This is a genomic window from Pseudomonas sp. FP2294, from assembly GCF_030687625.1.
Taxonomy (GTDB): Bacteria; Pseudomonadota; Gammaproteobacteria; order Pseudomonadales; family Pseudomonadaceae; genus Aquipseudomonas; species Aquipseudomonas shahriarae.
Genome location: NZ_CP117441.1, coordinates 3,047,516 through 3,073,759, shown reverse-complemented (window position 1 = coordinate 3,073,759; position 26,244 = coordinate 3,047,516). Strand labels below are relative to the sequence as shown.

Below are 26,244 nucleotides of genomic sequence, written 5' to 3'. Positions count from 1 at the left end.
GTCAGTCGCCTCCGCTCGCCGGATCGGCCGTGGTCTGGGGTTGCGGCGTCACGGCCGGGGCCTGATCGGGCTTGATCCACCAAGTGGCAATGCCCACGTCATAGCGCGGCGGGACTTTAGGGTGGCCGAGGTGATTCCAATAGGCCACGCGGTAGGTCTTGATATGCCAGTTGGGGATCACGTAGTAGCCAAACTGCAAGACCCGGTCCAGGGCCTTGGCGTGGGCCACCAGGCTGTTACGCGAGTCGGCGTTGATCAATTGTTCCACCAATTCGTCGATGGCCGGGTCCTTGAGGCCGATGTAGTTGCGGCTGCCGGGCTTGTCGGCACTGCTCGATTGCCAGAACTCACGCTGCTCGTTACCCGGTGAAGAGGACTGCGGAAAGCTGCCGACCATCATGTCGAAGTCCCGCGAGCGCACGCGGTTGACGTATTGCGAGACATCGACCCGGCGGATCACCAGTTCGATGCCCAGGTCCGCCAGGTTGCGCTTGAACGGCAGCAGGATGCGCTCGAAGTCGGTCTGGGCCAGCATGAACTCGATGCTCACCGGCTTGCCGGTGGTGTCGACCATCTTGTCGTCAACAATGCGCCAGCCGGCCTCTTGCAACAGTTGGTAGGCTTCGCGCTGCTGGGTGCGGATCATGCCGCTGGCATCGGTTTTTGCCGGGGCGAAGGCCTGGGTGAAGGCTTCGTCAGGGATCCTGCCGCGCAGCGGTTCGAGAATCGCCAGTTCGGCAGGGCTGGGCAGGCCGGTGGCGGCCATGTCCGAGTTCTCGAAATAGCTGCGGGTACGGGTGTAGGCGCCGTTGAACAGTTGCTTGTTAGTCCATTCGAAGTCCATCAACAGGCTGATCGCCTTGCGCACCCGCACGTCCTGGAACATCGGCTTGCGGATATTGAACACAAAACCCTGCATCCCGGTGGGATTGCCGTTCGGCAGTTCTTCCTTGATCAGCCGGCCCTCGGCCACGGCCGGGACGTTGTAGGCGTTGGCCCAGTTCTTGGCCGTCATTTCCTGCCAGTAATCGAACTGCCCGGCCTTGAGCGCCTCCAGGGCCACGGTGCTGTCGCGGTAGTAATCGCTGATGCGGTAATCGAAGTTGTACAGGCCCTTGTTGACGGGCAGGTCCTTGCCCCAGTAATCCTTGACCCGCTCGTAGCGGATCGAGCGCCCTGGCTTGACCTCGGCCACTTTGTACGGGCCGCTGCCCAGGGGGATCTCCAGGCTGCTCTTGGCAAAGTCACGCCCGGCCCACCAGTGTTTGGGCAACACTGGCAATTGGCCGAGGATCAACGGCAGCTCGCGGTTACTGGTGTGCTTGAACTTGAACAGCACGCGCAACGGGTCTTCGGCGATCACTTCGGCGACGTCGGCGTAGTAGGTGCGGTAGATCGGGCTGCCCTGGGTGATCAGGGTTTCAAAGGTGAACACCACATCTTCGGCATGCACCGGATGGCCATCGTGGAAGCGCGCTTCGGGCCGCAGGTAGAAGCGTACCCAGCTGTTATCCGGGGCCTTTTCGATCTTGCCGGCGATCAGGCCATATTCAGTGATGGGCTCGTCCAGGCCCTGCTGGGCCAGGGTGTCGTAGACCAGGGTGATGTTATCGGCGGGCACGCCCTTGCTGATAAACGGATTGAGGCTGTCGAAGCTGCCCATGGCTGCTTCGCGAAAGGTGCCGCCTTTGGGCGCATCCGGGTTGACGTAGTCGACATGCTTGAAATTGGCCGGGTACTTGGGCGGCTCGTCATACAGGGTCAGGGCATGTTGTGGGGCAGCAACGGCCTGGGCGCAAAACAACAGGCCACTGATAATCGCAGTACGCAAAGGCATCATTGGGGTTTCTCCGAAGCTTTCAGCCACCACGCTCTCAGGCCCAGGCTGTAGGGCGGCGTGGTGACGAAGGCGAACCGGTTACGGTACGCCAGGCGATGATAGTTGAGATACCAATTGGGAATACTGTAGTGCTGCCACAGCAGGACCCGGTCCAAAGCCCGGCCGGCGGCGACTTGTTGGTCGCGGGTCTGCGCGGCGAGCAGTTGCTCCAGCAGGTGGTCGACCACCGGGTTGGCGATGCCCGCGTAGTTCTTGCTGCCTTTGATCGCGGCCTGGCTGGAGTGGAAGTACTGCCACTGCTCAAGGCCAGGGCTCAAGGTCTGGTTGAGGGTCATCAGGATCATGTCGAAATCAAACTGATCGAGGCGCTGCTTGTACTGCGCGCGGTCTACCGTACGCAGGCGGGCATCGATGCCGATGCTGCGCAGGTTTTCGACGTAAGGTTGCAGGATGCGCTCCAGGTTCGGGTTGACCAGCAGGATTTCGAAACGCAGCGGCTGGCCATTGCTGTCGAGCAGGCGCTGGCCAGAGAGTGTCCAGCCACCTTCGGCCAGCAGGCCGAGGGCACGACGCAAGGTTTCCCGGGGGATGCCGCGCCCGTCGGTCTGCGGCAGGCTGAAGGCCTGGGTAAACAGATTGGCCGGTAGTCGGTCGCGATAGGGTGAGAGCATCAGCCATTCATGACCCACCGGCAGGCCGCTGGCTGCGAATTCGCTGTTGGGGTAGTAGCTCAGGGTGCGTTTATAGGCGCCGCTGAACAGGGTGCGGTTGGTCCACTCGAAATCGAACATCAACCCCAGCGCTTCGCGCACCTTGGCCTGGCTGAAAGTGGCGCGCCGGCTGTTCATGAACAGGCCCTGGCTCTGGGTCGGAACCTGGTGGGCAATCTGCGCCTTGATGACTTCGCCACGGTTCACCGCCGGGAAGTTGTAGCCATTGGCCCAGTTTTTGGCCTGGTGTTCGATATAAATGTCGAATTCGCCGGCCTTGAATGCCTCGAAGGCCACGTCGCTGTCGCGATAGAACTCCACCTCGACCTTGTCGTAGTTGTAGAACCCGCGATTGACCGGCAGGTCTTTGCCCCAATAGTCCTTGACCCGCTCGAACACCAATTGCCGGCCCGGTTGGACCTGGCTGATGCGATAGGGCCCGCTGCCCAGCGGTGGCTCGAAGGTGGTGGCCTTGAAGTCGCGGTTTTTCCAGTAGTGCTGAGGCAGCACCGGCAACTCACCCAGGCGCAGGATCAACAACGGGTTGCCGGCGCGCTTGAACACGAAGCGGATGCGATGGGGGTTGAGTACATCCACCCGGGCCACTTCCTGCAGGTTGGTGCGGTATTGCGGATGGCCTTCGGTCAGCAACGTGCGGTAGGAAAACGCCACGTCGTCGGCGGTAATGGGCTTGCCGTCATGGAAACGCGCTTGCGGGCGCAGGTTGAACACCACCCAACTGCGGTCCTCGCTGTACTCCACAGATTGGGCAATCAGGCCATAACTGGACGTGGGCTCGTCGCCGGACGGGGCGTACTGGCCGGTGCCGACCATCAGCGGCTCGTTGAGCTCATTGACGCCGTATTGCAGGAAATTGGCGGTTGAGACTGGGCTGGAGCCCTTGAAGGTATAGGGGTTGAGGGTATCAAACGTGCCAAATGCCATGACCCGCAAGGTGCCGCCCTTGGGCGCTGCGGGGTTTACCCAATCGAAGTGGGTGAATTTGGCCGGGTACTTGAGCGTACCGAACTGCGCATAACCGTGGTTCTCGGTAATGGTCGCATTCGCACAAAAGCTCAAGGCCAGACTTATTAGTAGAAGGAGGGGACGCTTCAAGTCAGAGATCCGATCCGGGCGGCTTGGGCTTTATGATCGGTACAGTAACAGCTTGTTCCACTTGGAAAAAGACTGTTGAAAAGGCCATTTTCAGGCTCGGAGGGATCTTGAGCGGTACGCAGGGCAGATATGGGAGCTGGCTCCCATACAGGCCTGCGTGCACTCGGTTTATCTTGGCCCGGAGACCACCAGCATCTGCCCCGGCTTCAAGGCCTGGCCAGTGCGAGGGTTCCAACGCTTGAGATGTTGCATCTCGACGTTGAAGCGCTTGGCAACCAAGTACAGCGAGTCACCTTTCTTGACCTTGTATTGCACCGGCTTCTTGCCGCGAGCCTTGGCCACCAGTTTACGGGTGTCCTGCATCACCAGGGTCTGGCCGACCTTCAAGGCCTGGCCATTGAGCTTGTTCCAGCGCTGCAGGTCATGCACGTTGACCTTGTTGGCCTTGGCAATCAGCGTCAGGTTGTCGCCGCTCTTGACCTTATAGCTGCGCGAGCGCCCGGCCACGGCCTTGTGCTCGACTTCGTCAAACACCGGCTTTTTCGGGCGCAGGCTCAACAATTCCTCGGGGTTCATCGAGGACAGGCTACTGGCCAGTAACTGCGCCTTGGAGGTGGGCACCAACAAATGCTGGGGACCGTCCAGGGTGGTGCGTTGCTTGAAGGCCGGGTTGAGCTGGAACAGTTCGTCTTCGTCGATCTCGGCCAGCGCGGCGACCCGGGACAGGTCCATGCTTTGCTTGACTTCGACCATTTCGAAGTATGGCGTGTTGGCAATCGGGTTCAGGTTGACGCCGTAGGCCTCGGGGGCCAGCACCACCTGGGACAGCGCCAGGAACTTGGGCACGTAGTCCTTGGTTTCCTGGGGCAGTGGCAGGTTCCAGTAGTCGGTGGGCAGGCCGAGCTTCTCGTTGCGCTCGATGGCCCGGCTGACGGTGCCTTCACCCGCGTTATAGGCCGCCAGGGCCAGCAGCCAGTCGCCGTTGAACATGTCATGCAGACGTGTCAGATAGTCCAGGGCGGCGGTGGTGGAGGCGGTGATGTCGCGACGGCCGTCGTAGGCACGGGTCTGGCGCAGGTTGAAGTAGCGCCCGGTGGAGGGAATGAATTGCCACAGGCCGACCGCATCGCTGCGTGAATAGGCCATTGGGTTGTAGGCACTTTCAATCACTGGCAGCAGTGCCAGTTCCAGGGGCATGTTGCGTTCTTCAAGGCGTTCGACGATGTAGTGAATATAGAGGCTGCCGCGTTCGCTGGCGTTCTCCAGGAAGGACGGGTTGCTGGCGAACCACAGGCGCTGTTGCTCGATACGCGGGTTGACGCCGACACCGTCCTGCAGTTGGAACCCCTGGCGCATGCGCTCCCAGACATCCTGGGGTACCTGCGGGCTTGGCTTCTCTGAGAGCCAAAGGGGTTTTTGCTTGATCTTGGCTGTGAGTACGGGTTTGGGTTGCACGGTGGATTGTGCAGCGAAATGAGTGGTTTGGCAGCCCGCCAGAGTTGCGGATACGGCCACCGCAATGGCTTGAGCCAGGCGGGTCAATGCGTCTGAATGGTTGGACTTACGAATAGATGACGACATTGGCTGGAAGTTAGTTCCGGGCAAAAATGTCGGGCGATTCTAGAAAGCGCTTGGGTTCCGGTCAACCATTCAGAAATTTCGTATCAGAACCTGTCTGCTTAGAACGTGTCTTTCCACGCTCGCAAGCTAGCAAAAACCTCGCTCCCGGCGCGGTTATCGCGGTTCCCCCACTCGTCCGCTTTTTGTTTAACGGATGTTTCAGCGGTGCGCAAAAACGGGTTGGTGAGTTTTTCCAGGGCCAGGGTCGAGGGCACCGTCATCTTGCCGGCTGCCCGAAGTTGGCTGACTTTAGCCACCCGTTCGGCGATATCGGCGTTGTGCGGTTCCACGGCCTGGGCAAAGCGCAGGTTGCTTTGGGTGTACTCGTGGGTGCAGTAGACCAGTGTGTCGGCCGGCAGCGCGGCCAGGCGCTCCAGGGAGTTGTACATCTGTTGCGGCGTGCCTTCGAACAAACGCCCACAACCGGCGGCGAACAGGGTGTCGCCGCAGAACAGCAAGCCATGATGATAAAAGGCTATATGTCCCAGGGTGTGTCCCGGCACGGCGAGCACGTCGAAGCCCCAGCCCAGCACCTCGATCCGGTCGTTATCGTTGAGCGCGACGTCACGGGCCGGGATTTTTTCGCTGGCCGGGCCATAGACCTTGGCGCCTGTGGCTTGCTTGAGCTGCTCTACACCGCCCACGTGGTCATTGTGGTGGTGGGTAATCAGGATGTCGCCGAGGGTCCAGTCCGGATGTTGCGCAAGCCACGCCATGACAGGCGCGGCATCGCCCGGATCGACCACGGCACAACGATGGCTGCGATGGTCCTGTAACAACCAGATGTAGTTATCGGTGAAGGCGGGCAGGGCACTGATCTGTATCATTCTTCTATTCGCCAAGCTGAACACATTGGTGCATCTTAGAACGTCTTGGCGAGTTGGAGAATGCAATGACTGATAAAGCGTTCGCCCAGGCCGATCCCGAGTGGCTGGCGTTGATCAGCGCAGCCCGTGAGTGGCTGTCCGGGCCGATCGGGCAATTTCTGCTGGAACAGGAGCGGCTTATGCTCGAAGAAGAGCTTGAGCGCTTCTTTGGCGGCTACCTGGTGCACTACGGCCCTTCGGCACAAACCCCGCCGCCTGCGCCCCAGGTGCAGCGCAATGTGCGCCTGGGCGCGCCGTTGCCGGGGGTCGAGATTGTCTGCGAAGAACAGGCCTGGCCTTTGAGCGAGCACGCCGCCGATGTGGTGGTGATGCAGCATGGCCTGGATTTCTGCCTGTCGCCCCATGGCTTGCTGCGTGAAGCGGCCAGCGCGGTGCGCCCGGGTGGCCATCTATTGATCGTCGGCATCAACCCCTGGAGCTCCTGGGGCCTGCGGCATGTCTTCGCCCATGATGCGCTGCGCCAGGCCCGCTGCATCTCGCCCTCGCGGGTCAGCGACTGGTTGAACCTGCTGGGCTTCGCGCTGGAGAAACGTCGCTTCGGGTGCTATCGTCCGCCGCTTGCTTCGCCCAAGTGGCAGGGCCGGTTGGCCGGTTGGGAGCGCCGTGCCGGGGCCTGGCAGTTGTCCGGGGGCGGTTTCTACCTGCTGGTAGCCCGCAAGATTGTGGTCGGGCTGCGACCGGTGAGCCAGGTCCGGCGCGAGCCCATCGGCAAACTGGTGCCAATGCCCCTGGCCAAGGTCAACCGGCGCTCCAGCGAGCAATAACTCACTTTTTGGCATTCAGGTCGTCGTGTGCGACCTCGGGAGCTGTCGGTCGATTACCGGCAACCCGCTTTGATGGATAGCGTAATGACCGATAGCGTAGAACTCTTTACCGACGGCGCCTGCAAGGGCAATCCTGGTCCGGGCGGCTGGGGCGCCTTGCTGGTGTGCAAGGGCGTGGAGAAGGAGTTGTGGGGCGGCGAAGCCAACACCACCAACAACCGCATGGAGCTGATGGGCGCCATTCGCGGCCTGGAGGAGCTCAAGCGCCGTTGTGACGTGCTGCTGGTGACGGACTCGCAGTACGTCATGAAAGGCATCAACGAGTGGATGGTCAACTGGAAAAAACGCGGCTGGAAGACTGCAGCCAAGGAGCCGGTAAAGAACGCCGACCTATGGCAGTTGCTGGATGAACAGTGCAACCGCCATAACATCACCTGGAAATGGGTGCGCGGGCATATCGGCCACCCGGGCAACGAGCGGGCCGACCAATTGGCCAATCGTGGCGTGGATGACGTGCGCGGTTACAAGCAGAGCTGAGGTTCCCCATAGCCCTTGTTGGCTGGCGCGGTCCTGGATCTGGCAATCGCTGCAATCACAACGCCAGAATCCCCCGGGCGAGTTGCTCGTCCGTATCGCGTAACGCCGGCAAGGTGCGGCGAATGTGCTGCAGTGCCGACTCCAGCTGGACACCCCGTATCTCGCCGTGGCTGGCAACAAACGCCGCGGCATCGTCCTTGGCCGCCAGTACGATCTTGTCATCCTTGAAGTTGCTGCTGGTGCCCTTGGTGGCACTCATCGACAGGCTGACCAGGGCGTCGGTGGTCATCACAAAGCTGGTGGCCTGGGCATGGGCAGTGCCCATCAGGCACAGGGCGAGCAGATAGTTCGGCTTGAGCATGGGTAGATTTTTACGCATCTGTAAGGAGCGGCGCAGGCTAACAAGGCGCTTGATAGCAAACTGCGCAAGCTTTGCTAAACCTTGTAAAAAACTGTTGGGCGAGGGCTCGCGGCGTTCCTCCAGGGGGCGCTCCGGTTATAGAGCGTGCTAATATCCCGCCCCTTGAAATACACACACCGTTGAGAGCTGAACCCTGATGGCCATCCGATCCGTTGTACTCGATACCGAAACCACCGGCATGCCGGTGACCGATGGTCACCGGATCATTGAAATCGGCTGTGTCGAGTTGATGGGCCGCCGCCTTACCGGCCGGCATTTCCACGTGTACCTGCAACCGGACCGGGAAAGTGACGAAGGCGCCATTGGCGTCCACGGCATCACCAACGAATTCCTGGTGGGCAAGCCGCGCTTTGCGGAAGTTGCCGATGAGTTTTTCGAGTTCATCAACGGCGCGCAGTTGATCATCCACAACGCGGCGTTCGACGTGGGTTTCATCAACAACGAATTCGCGCTGATGGGCCAGACGGATCGGGCGGACATCACCCGTCACTGCTCGATCCTCGACACCCTGATGATGGCCCGTGAGCGCCACCCAGGCCAGCGCAACAGCCTCGACGCCTTGTGCAAACGCTATGGCGTCGACAACTCCGGCCGTGAACTGCACGGCGCCTTGCTCGACTCCGAGATTCTCGCGGACGTCTACCTGACCATGACGGGCGGGCAGACCAGCCTGTCCCTGGCCGGCAACGCCTCCGATGGCAACGGTTCGGCCGAAGGCTCGGGCAACCGACCTTCGGAAATCCGTCGCCTGCCGGCGGACCGCAAGCCCACGACCATCATCCGCGCCAGCGAGCAGGACATGGCCGAGCACGCGGCACGCCTGGAAGCCATCGCCAAGTCGGCGGGTGCGCCGGCGTTGTGGACCCAGTTGACCCAACACTAGTCGGGCCCGGCACGGTCTAAACATGTCGGAGCAGGCTTGTGTGGGAGCGGGCTTGCCCGCGATTACGGTTTGACAGCCAGTGCAGCTGTTACTGATCCACCGCCATCGCGGGCAAGCCCGCTCCCACATTGGTTCTGTATAGGCTTCGAAATCTTCATTCGCGACATTCGCTCCCAGCTTCTACCCTGAGTACATCGCTCTCAGGACGCCAAGCCCCATGTACAAAGACCTGAAGTTCCCTATCCTGATCGTGCACCGTGATATCAAGGCCGACACCGTCGCCGGTGATCGGGTCCGGGGCATCGCCCGGGAGCTGGAGCAAGAAGGTTTCAGTATCTTTTCTGCCGTGGACTATGCCGAGGGCCGGCTGGTGGCTTCGACCCATCATGGGCTGGCGTGCATGCTGATCGCCGCTGAAGGCGCCGGGGAAAATACCCATCTGCTGCAGAACATGGTCGAGCTGATCCGACTGGCGCGCCTGCGTGCGCCCAACCTGCCGATCTTTGCCCTGGGCGAGCAAGTCACCCTGGAAAATGCCCCGGCCGACGCCATGAGTGAACTCAACCAACTGCGCGGCATTCTCTACCTGTTCGAAGACACCGTGCCATTTCTGGCCCGGCAGGTGGCCCGGGCGGCGCGTACTTACCTCGATGGCCTGCTGCCGCCATTCTTCAAGGCCCTGGTGCAGCACACGGCCGACTCCAATTACTCCTGGCATACCCCCGGCCACGGCGGTGGTGTTGCCTATCGCAAAAGCCCGGTGGGGCAGGCGTTTCATCAGTTTTTCGGGGAAAATACCCTGCGTTCGGATTTGTCGGTGTCGGTGCCGGAACTCGGTTCGCTGCTGGATCACACCGGCCCCTTGGCCGAAGCTGAAGCCCGTGCGGCGCGCAACTTTGGCGCCGACCATACCTTCTTTGTGATCAATGGTACGTCCACCGCCAATAAGATCGTCTGGCATTCCATGGTCGGCCGCGACGACCTGGTGCTGGTGGACCGCAACTGCCACAAGTCGGTGCTGCACTCGATCATCATGACCGGCGCGATCCCGCTGTACTTGTGCCCGGAGCGCAATGAGCTGGGGATCATCGGCCCGATTCCGCTGACCGAGTTCAGCCGCGAGTCGATTCTCGCGAAGATCGAGGCCAGCCCCTTGACCCGGGGCCGCGAGCCCAAGGTCAAGCTGGCGGTGGTGACCAACTCGACCTATGACGGCCTGTGCTACAACGCCGAGCTGATCAAGCAACAACTGGGCAACAGTGTCGAGGTCCTGCACTTTGACGAGGCCTGGTATGCCTACGCGGCCTTCCACGAGTTTTTCGCCGGGCGGTATGGCATGGGGACTTCGCGTACGCCCGATAGCCCGCTGGTGTTCACCACGCATTCGACCCACAAGTTGTTGGCGGCCTTCAGCCAGGCGTCGATGATCCATGTACAGGACGGCGGGGCACGGCAACTGGACCGTGACCGGTTCAATGAAGCGTTCATGATGCACATCTCTACCTCGCCGCAGTACAGCATCATTGCCTCGCTGGACGTGGCGTCGGCCATGATGGAAGGGCCGGCAGGGCGTTCGCTGCTCCAGGAAATGTTCGATGAGGCCCTGAGTTTCCGTCGGGCCCTGGCCAATCTGCGCCAGCATATTGCCGCCGATGACTGGTGGTTCTCCATCTGGCAACCGCCTTCGGTGGCGGGCATTGACCGGGTGGTGACGGCCGACTGGTTGCTGCAGCCCGAGGCCGACTGGCATGGCTTTGGTGATATCGCCGAAGACTATGTGTTGCTCGACCCGATCAAGGTCACCCTGGTGATGCCCGGCCTTACGGCGGGCGGTGCCTTGAGTGACTGCGGAATCCCGGCGGCGGTGGTCAGTAAATTCCTCTGGGAGCGTGGCCTGGTGGTGGAAAAAACCGGGCTCTATTCATTCCTCGTGCTGTTTTCCATGGGGATCACCAAAGGCAAGTGGAGTACCCTGCTCACGGAATTGCTGGAGTTCAAGCGCAGTTACGACGCCAATAGCAGCCTGGCCAGTTGCCTGCCATCGGTGTTCGAGCAGGGCCCGACGCGCTACCAGGGCATGGGTTTGCAAGACTTGTGCGACCAGTTGCACGGCTGCTATCGCAGCAACGCAACGGCCAAGCACCTTAAGCGCATGTACACGGTGTTACCGGAAATCGCCATGAAACCGGCCGATGCCTATGACCAACTGGTACGCGGTGAAGTCGAGGCCGTGTCCATAGATGCCTTGCCAGGGCGTATCGCCGCCGTGATGCTGGTGCCTTATCCGCCGGGCATTCCGCTGATCATGCCGGGGGAGCGCTTTACCGAATCGACGCGCTCGATTATCGACTACCTGGCCTTTGCCCGGGAGTTCGATAGCAGCTTCCCGGGGTTTGTCGCCGATGTGCATGGTTTACAACACGAAGACGACGGCAACGGTCGTTGTTACACCGTCGATTGCATCAAGTGTTAAGGATGGTTATGCAAGCTGTAGTGAATCCGAAGTACCCGGGGCTCAGTGTACGAGTCGCCGACGAGGGATTTGACGCCTACGTGTGGGGCAATGATTTCAGCTTTGAGGTGTGCGTATATGGCACGCCGGAACTGGGCAAGCCAGTTGATCAGTGGGCGGTGGAGCAGATCCTGCCGTACCGCAAATGCTACGGCATCGATCCGGAGGAGTTCGCCAGCTATCGCGATGCCGCCGACAGCGCGGTATTCATGGCTTACCTGGATGATCGGCCGGTTGGCCATATCGTCGTCAGTACCAATTGGAACGGCTATGCCCATGTCGATGAGTTGGCGGTGGTGCTGCCGGCACGCCGGCATGGCGTGGCCAAGGCTTTGCTCGACGTGGCACAGTTCTGGAGCCGCAAGAAAAACCTGCCGGGGATGATGCTGGAGACCCAGAACAACAACCTCGGGGCCTGTCGGCTGTATGAACGCAGCGGCTACGTCATGGGCGGGATCGACCATCTGCGTTATCGCGGGATTGATCCGCAGACGCGTGAGGTGGCGATTTTCTGGTATCGCTTGTTCGGCTGAGCCCCACCCGTGGCGGGGGCTAATTGACCGGCGACAACAGGCCCTGCGCTTTGTGCGTGACAATCTCCAGCAACGCATTGAGCGCCGGGCTCGGGCTGCTGTCCTTGACCGTCAAGCCATACAGGCTTACCAGGATTGGCGGTGATAACGGGCAGGTATCCAGCCCGGCCTCACGCGCGCCACTGGCGGTGAAGGGATCGACCACCGCCAACCCTTCGCCGGCCTCGACCATGCTGCGCATCATCTGATAGGTCTGCACCCGTGTCTGGATTACCGGCAACGGGCGCAGCGCCTGTAATTTGCTGTCCAGCAACTGGCTCAACGGGTCCTGGCCCTCCAGGCCGATCATCGACTGGCCGGCCAATTCTTGCAGGGCGATGTATTTCTGCCGTGGCTTGAGCCAGCCATGGGGCGCCAACAACTGCAACTTGCCCTGGGCCAGCACGGTACTGGTGATTTGCGGGTGTTCGGGATCATGCAGGCTCAGGCCCAGGTCGGCCTCTTGCAGCAACAGGCTCCTGACGATGTCGCGGGTCGGCTGGCTGGACAGGTTGCAGGGGGTGTCCTGGAAACGCCGACGCAACAGCGCAATGCTTTGCGGCAGCAATTGATTGGCCAACGGCGGTGTACAGAGCGTGCGCAGTGGCGGCGCATGATGATGCTTGAGGCTGCTGGCCAGGCGTTGTATCGGTTCCAGGGCTTCGTAGAGATGGGCGATCTGTGCCTGCATCGCCAGGGTTTCCCGGGTGGCCTGCAACCGCCCGCGGACGCTGGCAAACAGCATGAATCCCAGTTGCTGCTCAGCGTCCTTGAGGGTGGCGTCCACGTCGGACACAGCCAATTGCAACCATTCGGCGGCGGTGCCGAGGTGTCCGGTTTGCAAAATGGCTTGAATCACTTCGATATGACGTAAACGCATGCATGAAGTCCATGTTCAGCAGGTAAGGGATTCACCGGGTGAATCCTAACCCAAGTCCGCTCATATGACTTCTGCCTGGAGGCACAGCCTTATCAAACAGGCGTGTTTTCGGGTTCGCGGGTCAGTGAAACCTGCGACTGGACCAGCACAAAGGTATTGTCATCGACTTTGTTGACCCGATCACCAATCGCCAGCTTGTAGGAAATGACAGGTTCTGAACCGCCGTCTGTCGAGGTGGACTCCTGGAATTCATGCACGGAATAAACGCGGCCTTCCGCGTCGCGGGCATGGAATTGTCCGACAAGTACTGCTGCCATCTGTTTAGAACCTCTGGAGAAAAACACCGATTTGCGGTTCTGTAGACCGTCATTAAGGCGGGTAGTTTACCTACATAGAAAAAATACTATTCGATGATGTGCCGCTTATTTTTCCTACAGGTAGATCACGGCGCAAAACAGCCGCCGATTGGCCACAACCTGCTGGTGATAGGCCGGCTAAGGCTCTATAACTACAGGTTCCTTTAGTCAGATGTCGGGAAAGCCCCATGAGCAAGGTCTACACGATTGCCGTACTGGTCGGCAGCTTGAGAAAACAGTCGATCAACCGCAAGGTCGCCCAGGCATTGGCGCAATTGGCGCCTGCAAACCTCAAGCTCAGCATCGTCGAAATCGGCGAATTGCCGCTGTATAACGAAGACCTTGATGGCTCAGCGCCGCCTGCCGCCTACAGCACCTTCCGCCAGCAGGTGGCTGCGGCCGATGCGGTGCTGTTTGTCACCCCCGAATACAATCGCTCGGTGCCGGCGGCCTTGAAGAATGCCATTGATGTGGGTTCGCGTCCTTATGGCCAGAGCGTCTGGAGCGGCAAGCCAGGTGCGGTCATCAGCGTTTCACCGGGGGCCATTGGTGGGTTCGGCGCCAACCACCATTTGCGCCAGTCCCTGGTGTTCCTGGATGTGCCGTGCATGCAGCAGCCAGAAGCCTACCTGGGAGGCGCGGGCAGTGCGTTCGATGAGGCGGGCAAACTGTCGGAGAAAACCAAACCGTTCCTGCAGGCGTTTATTGATGCCTATGGCCAGTGGGTAACGAAACAGAAGGGCTGACCGATCGGCAAGACCCAGGCATCGCGCCTGGGTCTTTTGCTACGGTCAGCTCAATTGGTCGGCCAGGTGCAACGCCTGCCGCCCGATAAACTTGAGCCTGGCTTGCATGCAGGGGTTCTGGAAGCCCAGGGTCTGCGCCTGGCACTGTTGCGTTGGTGAAAAGAGGGCTATGGGGGTTCCCTGGACTGGAACTTAAAAGTGTTTCAAAGATAATTCGGCATTACATGTTGAAGTGTCCTACATGTATTCGAGCCTCAGATGAGTAAGATCCAAGCGCCCTGGAAGTATAAACGGCCTCGTCACTCTACTTGTGCCTAAGGTGCTTTAGTCCAATTCACTGGTTTGAAACGTCAGGAGTATTAATAAATGGAATCCTTGCTGTGTCAGGACGGCTTTCTACACCGATTTTTCGGGATATCAGAGTCCTTCCCTGAACATATCGCTATCAGGAATCTGGATGTCGACACAGGGGTTGTGACATATCGCGAGTTACGACTAAAAGCCGAGCAGTGTAACGGTGCGCTCGGCACTTTAAATATCTTGCCGGGCGAAAAAGTTGCACTTGTTCTACCCAGCGGTGTTGAATTTATCGCTTATTTTTTAGCGATCGTTGGACGTGGTGCAATTCCGGTCATTCTTAACTACAAGTTGACGCCATTTGAAATGGCGAGTGTGGTGGGCAGCGCCAGGCCTTTGCTGGTTGTGACAACAGCTGCGCTCTTCGAAAAACACAGCCAAATATTCCAACTCGCCAACGGCGTTCGTCACTCCTTGTTATTGGAAGTGGGTGAGTCCTCATCGCTGCCTGAAAATGCGACGCCTGATGTTCAGCTTACGTGTCGCAACGAACCGCTGGTATTGCCTGAAGGCAACCCAGTCGTCTCGATACAGTTCACTTATCGGGGCACCGGCAAACCGCTGGCGGTTCCTCACCGCTACCTTGACGTGACGCATGCAATCGACGGCATGCACGAGCATATTCATCGCCAAGGGGTCGGCTCCGTCCATCTGGTCACGCTGCCGCTGCACGCCATCTTCGGGCTGTCGGCGATGATGATCTTTCCATTGAGCGTGGGCGCCACGCTGTTGATGACCGATACCTTGCTCAACAGGGACCTGGCAGAAGTTCTGTCCCGGCATAAGGTCACCTATACCTGCCTGGTGCCTGATGTCATTCGCTATTTCAATAGCCGACTGGCCAAGCGCAAAGGCGCGCTGTTGCCGATGCACCCTCAACTGATGATTTACTCAGGCGGTAGCCATCTACCCGCGGACGAAGCGGAGAAACTGGGGCGGTTGCTGGGCTGCAAACCGGTATTGCAGGGCTACGGCTTGACCGAGAGCATGCCCGTGCTGCTACAGAGTACGCTTGGCGTCGCGCAGCGCGGTGCCATGGGGCAGCCGATCAGGGGCGTGGAGCTGCGCGTCGTCGATGCTCAAGGGCAAGACGTCGCACCAGGACGGATCGGCGAATTGCTGGTACGCGGGTCGATGGTGATTGACGGTTACGACGATGCCGAAGAAGCCAATAAGCGGTTCTTTCGTGACGGCTGGCTGCACACGGGGGACCTGGTTTGGCGCGATGACGATGGGCATGTGTTTTTCTATCGTCAACGCTTACGCATCTCAAAGATCAAAGCGCAGATGGTCGATCTGATGGAGATCGAATCCGTCGCCATGCAACACCCCGATGCGGTGCGTGCAAAAGCCTACATCGTTCCCGACCACAAAGAGGTCAACGCATTGCACCTGTGTGTCGAGGGGCGTGCCGGGCTGACTCAGGGCGCAATTTCCACGCTGCTTTCCCAGCACCTCTCGGGGTTCAAACTGCCCAAGACCATTGAGATCATGGTTCTCAAGGAGCACAGCCATGCAAGCTGATGGCACGCCACCGGTATTGGCGGTGTTTGACTTTGACGGCACGCTCTCCGACCGGCATACGTTCTGGCGCTATATGCGTTACGTCGCGGGAACAAAAATGTTCTGGCTCAAAATGATCTGGCTGCTGCCAAAAGTGTTCAGCGTGATTCTGGGCGTGACCCCGTTGATGCAGGCTCGATTGGCGTTTATTGCGCGTTACCTGGGTGGCGTGTCGGTGGAGAAGGAGCGTGAGCACGCGCGGCATTTCGTGACTGAGCAATTGCCACGCTGGATCAGGCCCGAGGCGCTGCGCCGGCTGCAATGGCATCAATCCATGGGGCATGTCACGGCGCTGGTCAGCAACTCGCCAGAGAACTACCTGGCTCCCTGGGGGGCGGCAGTGGGGTTCGACTATGTGTGCGGCACTCGCCTGGACACCGAGAACGACAGGCTGACGGGGGGCATCTCAGGCACCAACTGTGTTGGGCCGGAGAAAGTCATACGGCTCAGAGGCTGCCTGGCCAACCTTGATGACTACTACATTTACGCCTACGGCGACTCATCCGGCGACGATGCCCTGCTCGGTATTGCCAACGCCCCCTTTTATCGCAACTGGTACTGACTTATGGGCGCCTCGAACACTTCAGTCCCCGGGCCATGCGCTGTGCCGACGACGGTCATGATCGTGGGTGCCGGACCTGTTGGCCTGCTACTGGCAAACCTACTGCAGAAATGGGGCGTTTCTTTCCGCCTTATTGACAAGAATGCCGGCCCTTCGACCGCCACCACGTCGCGGGTCGTGCATTCAAGAACCCTGGAAATGCTCCGGCACCTGGGGGTTGCCGAACAGGCTGTCAGCAACGGTTTTACGCTCAAGCAGTTTTCGCTGCAGGCGAACGGCAAACGGGTACCGAACGATAACTTCTCCTATCTGGACGCCTGTTACCCTTTTTTACTCAGCTTGCCAGCGTCGACGCTAGAGCAAATCCTGCTTGAGCGCCTTGATGCATCAGGCCTGAGTGTTGAGTGGAATACCGAACTGGTCGAACTGCAGAACCAGCCGCAATCCGTGCAGCTGCTCCTGCATCATGCTGATGGCCGCGACGAACGTTTGAGCGCTCGCTGGATGGTCGCCTGCGACGGTGCTCATCACCGCATTGCCACGTCCCAGCCGCGTCGTGTGCAGGCACTGCAGCACGATGCCGTGTTCCTGGCAGGCGATTCGGCGCCTATCGGCCACCCTCTGGCGGATCAGGCGATTAACCTGGGGATGGGCGATGCCTATAACCTGGCGTGGAAAATCGCCTATGTCGATCAGGGCCGGGCAGCCCCCGCATTGCTGCAGAGCTATAACGAAGAGTGCTACCCGGCAGGCTTGCGAGCCGAGAGCATGGTGCACCGAGTGCTTGTCTGGCTACGGGATAACATTCTGCCACTGCTGGGTGACTGGCGCCCGCTCCAGCGCACGTTGGCCTCGATGATTTGTGCTCATCATTACCGCTACGGCAAAAGTGCCGGTATTCAAGAGTCCCTGACGAACAAGCAGCGCGCGCATTGGAATAAAAAGGGCAGGAAGTCGCGGTTCCCGACCGCAGCGCCTCGCGCCGGCCAACTGGCTCCCGATATCGAGTTATGGCAACCCCCAGGTACGCCGCCAAGACGCTTGATGGATCTGTTCCAGGGAACGTTCACGTTACTGGTCTTCAGTGCGGCCGATCAATTTTCCTCTTTACTGCCGGGTTATTACGTACTGGCTGATGCAGTGCAGACGGATTACCCAGGTATCAAGGCCTATTGCGTTATTGATGCCCTCGGCAGTGCAGGGGCGCCGTTTCAACATTCGACGTTATTGGACCCGGACTGGCGCTTGCACAAGCGTTATCACGCGCGGGCAGGCACATTGATGCTGATTCGTCCTGACGGCTATATCGCTTTTCAGGGGCTGGATATAACTACGCTGATGACGTATCTGCACGCGCGATCCGGGCTGATCAAGGCGAACAAAAAAGCAACTTCCAGCGAAAATGATTTAACGGCACTGCCGATTTAAACCTGTGTGCGCAGTTCATTAGTTTGCGCAAGGCCCGCGTTGGCGATGAACTGAAAGTTTGTTTTAAATAACCAAATTTAACTTCGGTTAGGAGGTCTCCATGCGCCTTGAACTTGGCGATGTTGTGCAGGAATTTATCGTGTCCAATGGAAAAATGGTCCAGAGCTATTTCTCTCTATCAGAGAGGATCATTGATTCGCTGGGCGACTCGGATACAGCGAAAGAATCAATATTAATGCGTTTGCTGGCTCAGGCCGAAACCGTCACGGTGCAGTATCTCAATGCTCACAAACAAGTACTTGAGGGCGCGTTTTCCCGTCGGGTTGAAGTACCGCTTAATCCAACTGTTGCACCGCTGGAAACGTCGTACTTGAACTCAGCCACACTGGCAACGGCCACTCTTGATGAGCCAGGCAGTGCGCAATTGCCAGCTGTGGATGTCGAAGCCTCGGTGCTTGAACAACTGGCAATTATCACCGGTTTTACCGTAGATCAGATCGACCAGGAACAACCCTATGAAAGCCTGGGGCTGGACTCTTTGGTGCAGATGGAATTCCTCGAGTCGCTCGTCGACCTGTGGCCGGAACTCAAAGCCAGCGGCACTCAATTGCTCAACGCCAAGTGCCCGCAACACACTATCGCACTGATTAAAGCGGCTCTGGCCGCGCCCGAGTCGCCCCCCGCGCCGGCAAGTGCTGCGCAAACGCCTGAGGCCCAGAGCGCCGAGCCGGCCTTCAGCCAACAACTGTTCGACGCCTTGGTACCGCTGATCCCGGGCGAGCCAAAAGCGTTCGATATTGATACGCCCTTCACCGAGCTGGGACTCAATGGTTTTGCCCGCGAAGCATTTTGCCAAGCACTGGCACAGCAGTGCTCTGCCAGCCAGTTTGCCGGTGAAGCGTTGATGTCATGTCGTACGCCGCGGGACACGCTGTGGTTTTTGGAAAGGCTGAGCTGAGACTCGCCCCGCTGCAATTTTGGCAATCAGGAGGAAACGACATGCAGAGCACGGTGACACCAGAGGGGGATTTTTGCTTCAGCGCCATGGCTGGCGAGTTCCCTGGGGCGCCATCAGTAGATGCGCTTTGGCACTTGCTGGCACAAGGGCAGATCGCGCCTCTGAATTCGATGCTGCCACGCTGGGAGCTGGATAAAGCGTCGATCTATTCAGCCACGGTCGGGGAAAAAAACCGCACCTACCTGGACAGTGCCTATTGCCTGTCTGATAGCGCAGCGACCCCTTCACGGTATGAAGGAAGGCAGGTCGCCATTGGCCGGAAAGTGCTGCAGGCACTCCTTGCGCAATTGACTGCACAAGGTTCGGCGTTGATCAGGGAGCGCACGGCGTTGGTCGTCGCGACGTCCTGGAGCGACGAGAGTTTTTTCCTTGCCCCCACATCGACTGAGGCCCGTGCGCCACAGGGCTATGCGCCCGGCGAACAAGTGGCGGAGTTGGCGTTGGCGCTGGGGCTGGGAGGGCCGGCGTTGTCCGTCGATACCGCCTGCAGTTCGTTCCCCTACGCGCTGAACATGGCCCAGGCCCTGGTCAACAGCGGGCAAGCGGATAACGCTATCGTGATGGCGTTGAACACGGTACTGCCGCTTCCACTTTTCCTGGGGTTTTCCCAGTTGACGGCGTTTTCGCCCAGGGCCCGGATGCAGGCGTTCGGTCGCGACGCAGACGGTATTGTGCCGGGTGAGTGCGCGGTGGCTTTCCTGGTCGAGCCGGTATCCCAAGCCCTGCAGGCGCAGCGCCGCCCCCTGGGTATACTGCGCGCATTGGGGCTGTCGGCCGATGGCGCAGAGGGGTCAGTGTTTGCACCCGGCAAACAGGCCCAATATACGGCCTACCAACGCGCCTATCTCGGCCTGGACCCCGGCGCGGTGGACTATATCGAGACCCATGGCACGGGCACCCCGCTGGGTGATGCGACAGAACTCGACTCGCTGAACAGTTTCTTCGGTGCCTATCGGACCGAGGGTAAAAAATTACCCATAGGCTCGATCAAATCTGTCATTGGGCATCCCTTGGCGGCCGCAGGAGGTGCTTCGCTCGCCAAGACGTTGATGATACTGGCTCAAAAAACCATTCCACCCCAGCCCGACTACTCGCCAAGCGCCAAGGTCGATGAATCCTGCCTGCAACTTGCGAGCGGGCAGGGACAGCCCTTGGCTGATCGCCAGTCGGCGATTCGCATCGGCATCTCCAGCTTTGGTTTTGGCGGTGCCAACGCGCACCTGGTGGTGGATCAATACCTGCCCGGCAACCAGCCCATGGCCTTCCGAGTCAGCCCCGGCGTGCTGCTACTGGACCTGGGCATTGTCGAGGCGGAGGCGGCGATCGGCAGCCACTTCTCGTTACACTCACTCAAGCAACAACTTGATCAGCCTGAGGCCCCCTTGGTTGGTTTTCCCCACGGGCGCTTTGTTGATTACCCGGCCACTTCGGTTCAGCCGTTGCCAGGGCGATTCCTGGCGCAGGACCACGTCATTGATATCGATGGCTTCGGCATGGGCCCCAAACTGCTGGCCAGTGTCGATCCGTTCAAACTGTTGATCACCGATCGTGTCAATCACCTACTGCGGCGCCTGCCCGGGGTAGCCGGCTCACCCGATACCGCGATGGTCATGTGCTGTAACTTGGGCGGCGCGCACTTCAGTAACGCCTATAGCCGTATTCACAACTTCTTCGGCCGGGCACAGGGCATGCCACCCGAGCAGGATGCGGCGGACGTGGCAACCAGTTTGCCGAGCATGTTGTCGGGGTACCCGGCGAAAATTTTCGACCTCAAGGGTTTTCATCAGACATTGGTCGGCACGCCTGGGGTGTTCTGGCACGCCCTGCTGGCCTCGCAACAATGGTTCAACGAAGGCATCACCACGCTGTTGCTCGGTGCGGGGCGCTTCATCAGTGCGCCAGCCGAAATCGAGCGCGTTCGGCAGTCACCGACCCTGCAGGGGGAGGGCATGGGGGTGTTCGCTTTGCGGCCCTATCGAGCGCAAACCAGTGACACACCTGTGCTGGTGATCCGCGCAGCGGTCTTGGGCCATGTCGCCACCTCCCTGGAAGCGGCGTGCGCACGTCTGGGCCGGGCGCGAAGCGATGTCCAGCATATTGAGGTGTGTGAGTTGCAGCCGGCGGCAGCCCCTGTCGGCGGTTCATGGCAAGGCATGACCGGTTGCCTGGCTGAAGCCACCGGCGTCGAAACCCTGTTGGCCGTAATGATGAGTGCTTCGGTTCACTCGGTGATCGAGGTGCGCCAGGCCGGCAAGCCGGTGATGTGGTTATTCACCGAGAAACTGCGGGAGTGGGGGATCACCGCCCCCGAATGCCCGCCAGCCATCAAGCGCCCCTTTGAATTGCGCTTCGCGCACCCGCAGCCTCAGGCGTTGCAGTCGTGCATCGGGCCTGACGGTCCTGCCAGCCCTGTGGCTGATTTGCAAAACGATGAGACAGGCGTGCTGGCACTCAGCGATCAACTGACAGAGACACTGCTCTCGGCGCTGCGTGTCAGGGTGCGTGCCATCGAAGCGCTTTGCACCCTGCGCCGTGACGCTCACGCCCGGCCTGCCGAGCACTGGCAGCGCAGCCCGGAAAACATCGTGATCAGCAATGTTCAACGCAGTGCGCAGTCACTGCACGCGCAATTGCTGGTAAATGAAGCGCACCCCTATTTTTTTGATCACCCACTGGACCATGTCCCCGGCATTTTATTGATCGAGGGGGTATTGCAGTTGACCGAACTCGCCATGCCTCCACGCAGTGGCCGGGTCGCGTATGTCAACGACCTGACGATCAAGTTCCAGCGGTACGTACAAAAACAAGGGGCAATTGACCTGCAACTGGAATACGACCAAGAACTCCAGGTATTTCGCGCGAAGGTCCGGCAAGCCGGCAAGCTCATGTGCACCTGCACCCTGGGCATTGCATACAGCTCGGCACACGAGGCGTTGCCCGCCGCCCCGTTCACTGCGACCGCCTGCCGCGACAAGGCTCTGCTGCACAAGGACAGACAAGAAAACGTTCTGGTCAGCGACATGAGCGATGTCGCTCGGGGCTTGAGCGTCGAAACCCTTCAACCGGCCAACGAGCACTTTTTCCGCAAGGGCGGCCCCAAGCATTACTCGATGGTGTATTTCCTTGAAGTTGCGCGCCAGTGCTTCATGCAGATTGCTCACACCCACCGACGCATCCCGCTGGGCACCCCGATGAACCTGCTGGCCTTGAGTTTCACGCTGGATCGACCGATTCCGACGAACAGCCCGTTGCTACTGGCGCCGAAAGGCAGCTTCGAGGCGCCTGAGCCGTCATTCAAAACCAACCAGGTTTGTATTGATCTGTTCAATCGGGGAGAAAAAATCGGTCAAGCCGACATTACCGCTCAATTGCTGAGTCGGGCGCACGCTGGCGCATAACCGCGCTTGCCCTCAACCCCGGCAAAGCCGTGTCCGCACGGCGTAAAACCAAAAAAGCCCTGACAGGTCAGGGCTTTTTCATTGGCTGGCGCTTAGCGCCGACGGAACAGCGGCAGCGGTTCATCCGTAGCCGCCTGGTACGTCACCGAAAAGTCCTTGAGACTTTCCAGCGCTTCATACGGGTCTTTGTCAGCGCGCAAGGCGTAGGCATCGAAGCCGCAGCGATGCAGGTAGAACAACTGGTCGCGCAGCACATCGCCAATCGCCCGCAGTTCGCCCTTGTAACCGTAGCGGTCACGCAGCAGGCGCGCGTTGGAGTAGTTGCGCCCGTCGGTGAAGGCCGGGAAATTCAGGGCGATGACCTGGAAGTGTTGCACGTCATCGCCGATTTCCTCGGCTTCTTCATCGGCGTCCAGCCACACACCCAGGCCGCCATCGCGGGCCTTGAGCGCATGACCATGCTCGCGCCACAGGGCCAGTGGCACGATCAGGTCGTCGCAGTTGGAGATGCCATCGAACGTCGCGTCCTTGGGCAACAGGTGCCAGGTTTCGTCGACGACTTCGTTGTTCTTAATGATTCGCTGCATAGACGCGCTCCTTGAACAGGTCAATGCCAATGCGCTGGTAGGTGTCGATGAAGCGCTCATCTTCGGTGCGCTGTTCGATATAAACGTCGATCAGCTTGCCGATCACCTCGGGCATGGCTTCCTGGGCGAAGGATGGGCCGAGGATCTTGCCCAGGCTCGCATCGCGGCTGGCGCTGCCACCCAGGGACACTTGGTAGAATTCTTCGCCTTTCTTGTCCACCCCGAGGATGCCGATGTGGCCGACGTGGTGGTGACCACAGGCGTTCATGCACCCGGAGATGTTCAGGTCCAGCTCGCCAATGTCGAACAGGTAGTCCAGGTCGTCGAAACGGCGCTGGATCGACTCGGCAATCGGAATTGACTTGGCGTTGGCCAGGGAGCAGAAGTCGCCACCCGGGCAGCAGATGATATCGGTCAGCAGGCCAATGTTCGGCGTGGCGAAACCGCCTTCGCGCAGCTCACCCCACAGGGTGAACAGTTGGCTCTGCTCAACGTCCGCGAGGATGATGTTCTGTTCGTGGGACGTACGCAGTTGGCCGAAGCTGTAACGCTCGGCCAGGTCAGCGACGGCGTCCAGCTGCTTGTCGGTGATATCGCCAGGTGCTACGCCAGTCGGCTTGAGCGACAGGGTCACGGCCACATAGCCCGGCTGCTTGTGCGCCAGGGTGTTGCGGGTACGCCAGCGGGCAAAGCCCGGGTGCTGCTGGTCGAGTGCGGCCAGTTCGGCGTCCTGGTTGTCCAGGGCCTTGTAGTGCGGGTCGACAAAGTGCTTGGCCACGCGATGCACTTCGGCTTCGGTCAGAGTGGTCTGGCCGCCGCGCAGGTGTTCCATCTCGGCGTCGACCTTCTGGGCAAACACCTCGGGGGTGAGGGCCTTGACCAGGATCTTGATGCGCGCCTTGTACTTGTTGTCCCGACGGCCATAGCGGTTGTACACACGCAGGATGGCGTCGAGATAGCTCAACAGGTCTTGCCAGGGCAGGAATTCATTGATGAATGCGCCCACCACCGGGGTACGCCCCAGGCCGCCGCCCACCAGGACGCGGAAGCCCAGTTCGCCGGCAGCGTTGTACACCGGCTCCAGGCCGATATCGTGGACTTCGATCGCGGCACGGTCGGAAGCCGAGCCATTGATGGCGATCTTGAATTTACGCGGCAGGTAGGCAAATTCTGGGTGGAACGTAGTCCACTGCCGAACGATCTCGCACCACGGGCGCGGGTCGATCACTTCATCGGCGGCCACGCCGGCAAACTGGTCTGTCGTCACGTTGCGCAGGCAGTTACCGCTGGTCTGAATGGCGTGCATCTGCACGGTGGCCAATTCAGCCAGGATGTCCGGCACGTCTTCCAGGGCCGGCCAGTTGAACTGCACGTTCTGGCGGGTACTGATATGGGCATAGCCCTTGTCGAAGTCACGGGCGATCTTGGCCATCATGCGCGTCTGGCGCGAAGTCAGTTGGCCGTAAGGCACGGCCACCCGCAGCATCGGCGCAAAGCGCTGGACATAAAGGCCATTTTGCAGGCGCAGAGGGCGGAACTCTTCTTCGCTCAGTTCACCTGCCAGATAGCGTCGGGTCTGATCACGGAACTGCTTGACGCGGTCCTCGATGATGCGCTGATCGTATTCGTCGTATACGTACATATAGGTCCTGTTCTCGGCAAATCTGCGCGCACGGCCGCGCACTCCCAACGGAGCCGGCGAACGATACCAGCTTGCGTTTATGCGCAAAAGTGATGTTTTAGTATATGCACATAACCAAATAGCCTAATGAGAACGGTTATTGCGATACCCACATTTGTCATGCGGGCAATCATCGACTTTACTGTGGTCGAGTCTTAATGCAATCAGCCATAAAACCGACAAGAGGCGATGCGATGAGCAATCCAACCAAAGCCCGCAAACCCGACAGCAGTGTGGATGCCTGGGCAATTCTGTTCCTGATTATCCTGGTGGTTGCCACCGCCGTGTTCTGGGTCAGCCATCAATAGGGAGCGCTGATCGCCACGCAACTGTCCTACTATCTGACAAATAGCCAAGATCAAAAGGCTCATTGCCATTATTATGATCGGTCAATTTCCAGGGTGCGGGCAGTAATGTTGAAGGTTCTCTGTGGGTGCTTGTGGTGGGTGGGGCTGACGTTCGGGACGATCGCTCATGCCACATCGGTGGTGTTTCTCAACCCCGGCCTGTCCACTGAAACCTTCTGGGTCAGCTATTCGCAATTCATGCAGGCCGCAGCCAAGGACCTCGGCCTGGATTTGCGTGTGCGCTATTCGGAGCGCAACGGGCAGAACACCTTGCAACAAGCCCGCGAAGCACTGCAAGGCCCCAATTCCCCGGATTACCTGGTGGTGGTCAATGAGCAGTACATCGCCCCGCAGATTTTGCGGATGGCCCAGGGCAGCCCGGTCAAGTTGCTGATCGTCAACAATGCCCTGACCCCGGACCAGGTGCAGTTGCTGGATGCCGGCAAATACCCCAACTGGATCGGCAGCATCACCGCCAACGACGAGGAGGGCGGCTACCTGATGCTCAAGGAGCTGCTGCGTCAGCACGGCCCGGTTCCGGCGGGCGAAACCCTCCAATTGCTGGCATTTTCCGGCGCCAAGAATACCCCCACTTCCCAGGCCCGTGAGCAGGGCCTGCGGCGGGCCTTGGGCGAACACCCGCAAGTGCATCTGCGCCAGTTGGTTTATGGCGAATGGAGCCGCCAGCGCGCCTTCGAGCAAGCAACCCTGATGTTCAAGCGCTACCCGCAGGCCACGCTCGTATGGTCGGCCAATGATGAAATGGCCCTCGGCGCCATGCAGGCCTTGAATGGCAGTGGGCGCACGCCCGGCAAGGAGGTGTTGTTCAGCGCGATCAACAGTTCCCCCGAGGTGTTGCAGGCGCGCCTGCAAGGGCGGATCAGTGCGCTGGTGGCCGGGCATTTTACGCTCGGTGGCTGGGCCATGGTGCTGCTGCATGACGACGCCAGTGGGGTGGACATTCAACGCCATGGCGGGCGCGAGCGTCAGGTGAGGTTATTTCAGTTGATTGACAGGCCACAGGCCCAGCGCCTGCTGGACCTGCGTAACCACGAGGGCGACGGGGTGAATTTTCGCGCACTGTCGGCTCAGGGCAAGCCGGCGGCCTACCAGTACCCCTTCAGCTTGAAGATGCTGTGGAAGTAAGCGCGACTAGACCCCGGCCAGGTGCAGCACCAGCTTGACGATGGCAAAAAGGGTCAGGGCAAACACGGCGGTAAACAGGATCCCCAGCACTACAAAATGGCTGGGCTTGCCATGGGTGAAGTCCCGCGCGCGGTTCTTGCCGCTCTGCACGCCAAAAGCGGCAGCCATCACGCTGTGAAGCATCTGCCAGAAGGTCGGCGGTTTATTGTCCGGTGCGTCCATGAGTCCTCCTGCGAGGTCTGGGTGACATGATGTCTCCCAACAGGATAGCCAAGGCCGGGGGAATAGGTAGACGTAGTTACCGCTGTCGCGC

At 59.7% G+C, this 26,244-nt stretch carries 22 protein-coding genes; 12 read left to right on the top strand and 10 right to left on the bottom strand.

The window, feature by feature from the left end; genetic code table 11:
• Position 1: 1 nt before the first annotated feature.
• The 4 genes from PSH73_RS13520 to gloB form a co-directional block, all read right to left on the bottom strand.
• On the bottom strand, positions 2–1,840 hold the full coding sequence (locus tag PSH73_RS13520) for an extracellular solute-binding protein (protein WP_169989824.1): 1,839 nt from the start codon (positions 1,838–1,840) through the stop codon (positions 2–4).
• Positions 1,837–3,666, bottom strand: a complete 1,830-nt coding sequence (locus PSH73_RS13515) for an extracellular solute-binding protein (protein WP_057959395.1) — start codon at positions 3,664–3,666, stop codon at positions 1,837–1,839. The genes PSH73_RS13520 and PSH73_RS13515 overlap by 4 nt, the downstream gene beginning before the upstream one ends.
• Positions 3,667–3,834: 168 nt before the next feature.
• Positions 3,835–5,247, bottom strand: coding sequence for a lytic transglycosylase domain-containing protein (locus PSH73_RS13510; RefSeq protein ID WP_057959396.1), 1,413 nt, complete (start codon positions 5,245–5,247; stop codon positions 3,835–3,837).
• Positions 5,248–5,345: 98 nt separating this feature from the next.
• Complete coding sequence (gloB, locus tag PSH73_RS13505) at positions 5,346–6,113, bottom strand: hydroxyacylglutathione hydrolase (protein ID WP_057959397.1); 768 nt, start codon at positions 6,111–6,113, stop codon at positions 5,346–5,348.
• Positions 6,114–6,178: 65 nt separating this feature from the next.
• Between gloB and PSH73_RS13500 the strand changes: the two genes are divergently transcribed.
• Both PSH73_RS13500 and rnhA read left to right on the top strand, forming a co-directional pair.
• Complete coding sequence (locus tag PSH73_RS13500; protein ID WP_057436800.1) at positions 6,179–6,937, top strand: class I SAM-dependent methyltransferase; 759 nt, start codon at positions 6,179–6,181, stop codon at positions 6,935–6,937.
• An 84-nt stretch (positions 6,938–7,021) separates the two neighbouring features.
• Positions 7,022–7,474 carry a ribonuclease HI gene (gene rnhA, locus PSH73_RS13495; RefSeq protein ID WP_010171667.1) on the top strand — a complete coding sequence of 151 codons (453 nt, stop codon included), beginning with the start codon at positions 7,022–7,024 and terminating at the stop codon, positions 7,472–7,474.
• A gap of 55 nt (positions 7,475–7,529) precedes the next feature.
• On the opposite strand, the gene PSH73_RS13490 is transcribed toward rnhA, so the two are convergent.
• Positions 7,530–7,835 (bottom strand): DUF2388 domain-containing protein, encoded by a 306-nt coding sequence (locus tag PSH73_RS13490; RefSeq protein WP_057959398.1) that lies wholly within the window; start codon positions 7,833–7,835, stop codon positions 7,530–7,532.
• Positions 7,836–8,037: 202 nt separating this feature from the next.
• On the opposite strand from PSH73_RS13490, the gene dnaQ reads away from it, so the two are divergent.
• From dnaQ to PSH73_RS13475, 3 genes are all read left to right on the top strand, one after another.
• The gene (gene dnaQ / locus PSH73_RS13485) at positions 8,038–8,778 is read left to right on the top strand and encodes a DNA polymerase III subunit epsilon (protein ID WP_162947798.1); all 741 of its coding nucleotides are present in this window, start codon (positions 8,038–8,040) and stop codon (positions 8,776–8,778) included.
• 217 nt (positions 8,779–8,995) lie between these two features.
• Complete coding sequence (locus tag PSH73_RS13480; RefSeq protein WP_305460704.1) at positions 8,996–11,251, top strand: Orn/Lys/Arg decarboxylase N-terminal domain-containing protein; 2,256 nt, start codon at positions 8,996–8,998, stop codon at positions 11,249–11,251.
• A gap of 8 nt (positions 11,252–11,259) precedes the next feature.
• Positions 11,260–11,823, top strand: coding sequence for a GNAT family N-acetyltransferase (locus tag PSH73_RS13475; protein ID WP_057436789.1), 564 nt, complete (start codon positions 11,260–11,262; stop codon positions 11,821–11,823).
• Positions 11,824–11,842: 19 nt separating this feature from the next.
• Here PSH73_RS13475 and PSH73_RS13470 read toward each other — a convergent pair whose 3' ends face one another.
• Positions 11,843–12,742 carry a LysR substrate-binding domain-containing protein gene (locus PSH73_RS13470; protein ID WP_057959400.1) on the bottom strand — a complete coding sequence of 300 codons (900 nt, stop codon included), beginning with the start codon at positions 12,740–12,742 and terminating at the stop codon, positions 11,843–11,845.
• A 92-nt stretch (positions 12,743–12,834) separates the two neighbouring features.
• On the bottom strand, positions 12,835–13,059 hold the full coding sequence (locus PSH73_RS13465) for a hypothetical protein (protein WP_057436787.1): 225 nt from the start codon (positions 13,057–13,059) through the stop codon (positions 12,835–12,837).
• Between the two features lie 227 nt (positions 13,060–13,286).
• On the opposite strand from PSH73_RS13465, the gene PSH73_RS13460 reads away from it, so the two are divergent.
• The 6 genes from PSH73_RS13460 to PSH73_RS13435 all read left to right on the top strand — a co-directional run bounded on the left by PSH73_RS13460 (position 13,287) and on the right by PSH73_RS13435 (position 22,170).
• Complete coding sequence (locus PSH73_RS13460) at positions 13,287–13,844, top strand: NADPH-dependent FMN reductase (protein ID WP_057436785.1); 558 nt, start codon at positions 13,287–13,289, stop codon at positions 13,842–13,844.
• A 366-nt stretch (positions 13,845–14,210) separates the two neighbouring features.
• Positions 14,211–15,725 (top strand): class I adenylate-forming enzyme family protein, encoded by a 1,515-nt coding sequence (locus PSH73_RS13455; RefSeq protein WP_305460702.1) that lies wholly within the window; start codon positions 14,211–14,213, stop codon positions 15,723–15,725.
• A complete protein-coding gene (locus tag PSH73_RS13450) occupies positions 15,715–16,326 on the top strand; it encodes an HAD family hydrolase (protein ID WP_305460700.1) in 612 nt (203 codons plus the stop codon). The genes PSH73_RS13455 and PSH73_RS13450 overlap by 11 nt, the downstream gene beginning before the upstream one ends.
• Positions 16,327–16,383: 57 nt before the next feature.
• A complete protein-coding gene (locus PSH73_RS13445; RefSeq protein WP_305460698.1) occupies positions 16,384–17,754 on the top strand; it encodes an NAD(P)/FAD-dependent oxidoreductase in 1,371 nt (456 codons plus the stop codon).
• Between the two features lie 100 nt (positions 17,755–17,854).
• A complete protein-coding gene (locus PSH73_RS13440; protein ID WP_057959403.1) occupies positions 17,855–18,712 on the top strand; it encodes a hypothetical protein in 858 nt (285 codons plus the stop codon).
• 41 nt (positions 18,713–18,753) lie between these two features.
• The gene (locus PSH73_RS13435) at positions 18,754–22,170 is read left to right on the top strand and encodes a beta-ketoacyl synthase N-terminal-like domain-containing protein (protein ID WP_305460695.1); all 3,417 of its coding nucleotides are present in this window, start codon (positions 18,754–18,756) and stop codon (positions 22,168–22,170) included.
• A 92-nt stretch (positions 22,171–22,262) separates the two neighbouring features.
• On the opposite strand, the gene PSH73_RS13430 is transcribed toward PSH73_RS13435, so the two are convergent.
• The gene (locus PSH73_RS13430) at positions 22,263–22,757 is read right to left on the bottom strand and encodes a DUF934 domain-containing protein (protein WP_029291397.1); all 495 of its coding nucleotides are present in this window, start codon (positions 22,755–22,757) and stop codon (positions 22,263–22,265) included.
• Complete coding sequence (locus tag PSH73_RS13425; protein WP_057959405.1) at positions 22,741–24,399, bottom strand: nitrite/sulfite reductase; 1,659 nt, start codon at positions 24,397–24,399, stop codon at positions 22,741–22,743. The genes PSH73_RS13430 and PSH73_RS13425 overlap by 17 nt, the downstream gene beginning before the upstream one ends.
• Before the next feature lie 452 nt (positions 24,400–24,851).
• Here PSH73_RS13425 and PSH73_RS13420 point away from each other — a divergent pair, with 452 nt between their 5' ends.
• Complete coding sequence (locus PSH73_RS13420) at positions 24,852–25,931, top strand: ABC transporter substrate-binding protein (protein WP_198792757.1); 1,080 nt, start codon at positions 24,852–24,854, stop codon at positions 25,929–25,931.
• Positions 25,932–25,937: 6 nt separating this feature from the next.
• Here PSH73_RS13420 and PSH73_RS13415 read toward each other — a convergent pair whose 3' ends face one another.
• The gene (locus PSH73_RS13415; RefSeq protein ID WP_057436772.1) at positions 25,938–26,153 is read right to left on the bottom strand and encodes a DUF2970 domain-containing protein; all 216 of its coding nucleotides are present in this window, start codon (positions 26,151–26,153) and stop codon (positions 25,938–25,940) included.
• Positions 26,154–26,244: the final 91 nt, after the last annotated feature.

Bases quoted from the DNA above. Each gene is read 5' to 3' on its own strand.
- PSH73_RS13520 (WP_169989824.1), bottom strand. From the start codon at position 1,840: ATGATGCCTTTGCGTACTGCGATTATCAGTGGCCTGTTGTTTTGCGCC.
- PSH73_RS13510 (WP_057959396.1), bottom strand. From the start codon at position 5,247: ATGTCGTCATCTATTCGTAAGTCCAACCATTCAGACGCATTGACCCGC.
- gloB (WP_057959397.1), bottom strand. From the start codon at position 6,113: ATGATACAGATCAGTGCCCTGCCCGCCTTCACCGATAACTACATCTGG.
- PSH73_RS13500 (WP_057436800.1), top strand. From the start codon at position 6,179: ATGACTGATAAAGCGTTCGCCCAGGCCGATCCCGAGTGGCTGGCGTTG.
- rnhA (WP_010171667.1), top strand. From the start codon at position 7,022: ATGACCGATAGCGTAGAACTCTTTACCGACGGCGCCTGCAAGGGCAAT.
- PSH73_RS13490 (WP_057959398.1), bottom strand. From the start codon at position 7,835: ATGCTCAAGCCGAACTATCTGCTCGCCCTGTGCCTGATGGGCACTGCC.
- PSH73_RS13480 (WP_305460704.1), top strand. From the start codon at position 8,996: ATGTACAAAGACCTGAAGTTCCCTATCCTGATCGTGCACCGTGATATC.
- PSH73_RS13475 (WP_057436789.1), top strand. From the start codon at position 11,260: ATGCAAGCTGTAGTGAATCCGAAGTACCCGGGGCTCAGTGTACGAGTC.
- PSH73_RS13470 (WP_057959400.1), bottom strand. From the start codon at position 12,742: ATGCGTTTACGTCATATCGAAGTGATTCAAGCCATTTTGCAAACCGGA.
- PSH73_RS13465 (WP_057436787.1), bottom strand. From the start codon at position 13,059: ATGGCAGCAGTACTTGTCGGACAATTCCATGCCCGCGACGCGGAAGGC.
- PSH73_RS13460 (WP_057436785.1), top strand. From the start codon at position 13,287: ATGAGCAAGGTCTACACGATTGCCGTACTGGTCGGCAGCTTGAGAAAA.
- PSH73_RS13455 (WP_305460702.1), top strand. From the start codon at position 14,211: ATGGAATCCTTGCTGTGTCAGGACGGCTTTCTACACCGATTTTTCGGG.
- PSH73_RS13450 (WP_305460700.1), top strand. From the start codon at position 15,715: ATGCAAGCTGATGGCACGCCACCGGTATTGGCGGTGTTTGACTTTGAC.
- PSH73_RS13445 (WP_305460698.1), top strand. From the start codon at position 16,384: ATGATCGTGGGTGCCGGACCTGTTGGCCTGCTACTGGCAAACCTACTG.
- PSH73_RS13440 (WP_057959403.1), top strand. From the start codon at position 17,855: ATGCGCCTTGAACTTGGCGATGTTGTGCAGGAATTTATCGTGTCCAAT.
- PSH73_RS13435 (WP_305460695.1), top strand. From the start codon at position 18,754: ATGCAGAGCACGGTGACACCAGAGGGGGATTTTTGCTTCAGCGCCATG.
- PSH73_RS13430 (WP_029291397.1), bottom strand. From the start codon at position 22,757: ATGCAGCGAATCATTAAGAACAACGAAGTCGTCGACGAAACCTGGCAC.
- PSH73_RS13425 (WP_057959405.1), bottom strand. From the start codon at position 24,399: ATGTACGTATACGACGAATACGATCAGCGCATCATCGAGGACCGCGTC.
- PSH73_RS13420 (WP_198792757.1), top strand. From the start codon at position 24,852: ATGTTGAAGGTTCTCTGTGGGTGCTTGTGGTGGGTGGGGCTGACGTTC.
- PSH73_RS13415 (WP_057436772.1), bottom strand. From the start codon at position 26,153: ATGGACGCACCGGACAATAAACCGCCGACCTTCTGGCAGATGCTTCAC.